Source organism: Pseudomonas sp. 5Ae-yellow (assembly GCF_014077575.1).
In the GTDB taxonomy this organism is placed as follows: domain Bacteria; phylum Pseudomonadota; class Gammaproteobacteria; order Pseudomonadales; family Pseudomonadaceae; genus Halopseudomonas; species Halopseudomonas neustonica.
Genome location: NZ_JACGWE010000092.1, coordinates 1 through 2,980, shown reverse-complemented (window position 1 = coordinate 2,980; position 2,980 = coordinate 1). Strand labels below are relative to the sequence as shown.

General features: G+C 46.2%; 3 protein-coding genes. All 3 read left to right on the top strand.

Annotated elements, in window-relative coordinates:
* The first annotated feature begins 393 nt into the window (after window positions 1-393).
* The 3 genes from H4J77_RS19305 (at window position 394) to H4J77_RS19295 (ending at window position 2,409) form a co-directional block, all read left to right on the top strand.
* Window positions 394-1,296 (top strand): DMT family transporter, encoded by a 903-nt coding sequence (locus tag H4J77_RS19305; protein WP_310735016.1) that lies wholly within the window; start codon window positions 394-396, stop codon window positions 1,294-1,296.
* 21 nt (window positions 1,297-1,317) lie between these two features.
* The gene (locus H4J77_RS19300) at window positions 1,318-1,827 is read left to right on the top strand and encodes a hypothetical protein (protein WP_182250068.1); all 510 of its coding nucleotides are present in this window, start codon (window positions 1,318-1,320) and stop codon (window positions 1,825-1,827) included.
* Between the two features lie 123 nt (window positions 1,828-1,950).
* Window positions 1,951-2,409: an ATPase gene (locus tag H4J77_RS19295; RefSeq protein WP_182250066.1), complete on the top strand. Its 459-nt coding sequence runs from the start codon at window positions 1,951-1,953 to the stop codon at window positions 2,407-2,409.
* The last annotated feature ends 571 nt before the right edge of the window (window positions 2,410-2,980 follow it).

Below are 2,980 nucleotides of genomic sequence, written 5' to 3'. Positions count from 1 at the left end.
CGCTTCGATTTCAAATGTCCTATCGAAGTCATGAGCGAAGTGATGCAGAAAGCCTTGGCTATGCAATATGATGCTCCTGCGTCAATTCAATAACCGTGTTGCACTCAGCTCCTGCAACCGCCCTGGTATATTGCCATTGTGTTTGTACCGCTCTATCGCTGGTCCGTCAAAAACGGTTAGCTGATGCCAGGAACACTTAACACCTCCGGAATGACATGGTTCAAGTGCAGATATGATGATTCGTAGAAAACGCTCTCTGACTGGTAATGCTTTTCGTGACTCTATCCGCAGCCCGCTTTATGTAGAGGTTTTTCTATTAATCGTCGAGATAGAAATCTTAACTATTAAGTTCGTTGCTTATGGGTTTTAAACGGAAGGGGATAAATTTTGGCAGTGTTATCAAGCCAATCACTTTCATTACGAACTATATTTGGAATGGTCCTTGTCGCTATTTTGTGGGCTATCTGCTTTCCTTTTATCACCGTTGGTTTGCCTGATGCACCTCCCTTGTTGTTTGCATCTATTCGTGCATCATTGGCGGGAGCTTGTCTAATTGCTATAGGAATGAGGATGGAGCGGGGATTCCATTGTTCATTTCGGCGTTTGATGATGCTTACATTGATTGGCTTCAGTTATACCGGAATGGGATTGGGTGGCATGTTTCTCGGTGCGGGCAACGTAGAACCTGGAATTGCAACCGTATTAGCAAACGCGCAACCTCTTTTTGCTGCAATATTATCGATTTTTGTATTGAGAGAAATAATCACACTTCGCCTATATGTGGGTTTGTTTATCGGTTTTTTGGGCATAGTCGTAATTGCTCTGCCTGATCTTGACTTCGGGACTGATCGATTTGTAGGCACGCTATATGTACTTGGTGGGGCTGTTGGAACGGCAATAGGTAATGTTCTCTTAAAACTTCAGATCGATGAGGAAGATACGTACTGGCCGATGGGGATTCAGCTAGTTCTGGGTGCGGTATTTTTGTTCTTTGCGTCTTTGCTGGTTGGTGAAGGCTTTGATATTAACTGGACATGGTCGTTTGCAGGGGCCGTCTTTGTGCTTGCTATTCCGGCAACCGCCTTAATGGTTGTACTCTGGTACGCCCTGTTAGCTAGAGCACCTTTGAACAAACTCAATCCATTTACTTTTTTGACACCCGTTTTCGGTTTGCTTATCGGGGCTTTATTTTTTGATGAAGTCTTTAGTTTGATAGAACTTGCCGGGATTGCGGTTACGGTGGCGGGGCTGATGGTCATTGTCTTGGTGCCAGATAGAGCTAAGAGTATTGCTTGAGGCATTACCGCTGGAGATGCAATGGGTATTCTGAATATTACGCGAAGGCCCAGGGCAGTAGTTGCTCTTGCTCTGATGGTATGGGGTGTAAGCTTCTTTCTGCATTTCTTCTGGGAAATGGTACAAGTACCTTTTTTTTCCGGAATGGCTGAAGCACGCCACTGGGATGTGGTCTGGCTCTGTATGCGCGCGACACTCGGAGACGCCCATATAACCCTTGGCGCCTATACAGCAGCGGCATCCTTCTCTAAAAATTGGTTCTGGGTTGCAAAATCCTGGAGAACGTCGACATTGATCGGTTATCTCTCTGCCGGATTGATAGCGACTATTATTTTTGAGTACTGGGCAACTGGAGGTGGGCAGCGATGGAGCTACAGTGAGCTGATGCCTGAGCTTATGTTCACAGGCATAGGAGTGCTGCCTCTCGCTCAGTGGGTGGTCTTGCCGATGTTGCTGGCGTACTCCGTAAGGTGGATGTTCATCGGTTGGTCGGTTTTAAAAGCTGAACAAAACAAAATTGCCGAAAATTGATCTGCGTCAAACATGCACGTTAAAGCGAGTACAGTTCAGTTTGGGTTCAGGCTTATGTGATCTGCTGTCAGCAGACAACTTGTTGTATATACCGAAAATTAAATCCGAGGAGCGTAAATTCGTATGGACATCAAAACATTTGGCGAACTGATCGACTGGACGCGTGACCTGCACCAGAACCTAGCTCATTGCCTGGCCCATTGCGCGACACGTCATGAAGACGAGCGCGCCAAAGCATTGCTAGATTATCTGACGACTCACGAATCGGAGCTAGCCAGAATGATCGACGGTTTCGAGCATCAAAGCGCCAAAAATACATTGGAAACGCGGGTGTATGATTACTTGCACCATAATCCCATAAATACTCACGAGACATGCGATGAGCGTTATGTCAAACAGGACTCCCAGAGCATCTTCAGCGAAGTCATTGCTTTTCATAGTCAAGTGATTGGGCTTTACCAAACAATGTCTGAGAAAGCGGAGATACCAGAAGCGAAGGAGCTGTTTGAGGCTCTGTTTAATATGGAAAGGAATGAATCTATGCGTCTATCTCGTCAAGTTGGAAGGATGGACGATCTGTAATTGATTTTCTATTTCGTCAGTTCTATGAGCTATTTAGCTATCTAAATAAGCGCCGTGTGGTTCAGTGAATAGCCCATAGTTTTGTAGATGCTTTTGAGCGTCAGCTTCTGGCCGAGGCTGTGTAAAACGTTTTCAAGAGCAGTAAAACTAGAAGTCGTGCTAAAAAATGCGTTTTACCCAAAACCAATATTTGGGCTGGCCAGCCGATAAATTTAGGTTTCGCGTAGACGCGCGCACTTCAAATTTAGCTCAGCGTTTTTATACACGCTGGGCCGAAACCAGTCACTTATCCGGCCCAAGGTAAGTGCCTTTTAGCCGCACACGGTCAAAGCTGAACACGTGTGCATAAGGACTTTCACCGCACCTGCCCACCAATGGAAGCTTGTGGTCTGGCTTACCTTCAGCCAGTAACACTCGACCGCCACAAATTGGACAGTCGCCACTGAAACTGACCTTTCCCCCAAATTCCACGCCATGAACTCGATGAGATTTCCAGCTAACCTAGCAAGATGGAGATCTCGATATGAAGAAGACGCGATACACCGAAGAGCAGATCATCGGCGCTATCAAG

What these genes read in the sequence shown, in the direction of transcription:
- H4J77_RS19300 (WP_182250068.1), top strand. Translation starts at nt 1,318, where the DNA reads ATGGGTATTCTGAATATTACGCGAAGGCCCAGGGCAGTAGTTGCTCTT.
- H4J77_RS19295 (WP_182250066.1), top strand. Translation starts at nt 1,951, where the DNA reads ATGGACATCAAAACATTTGGCGAACTGATCGACTGGACGCGTGACCTG.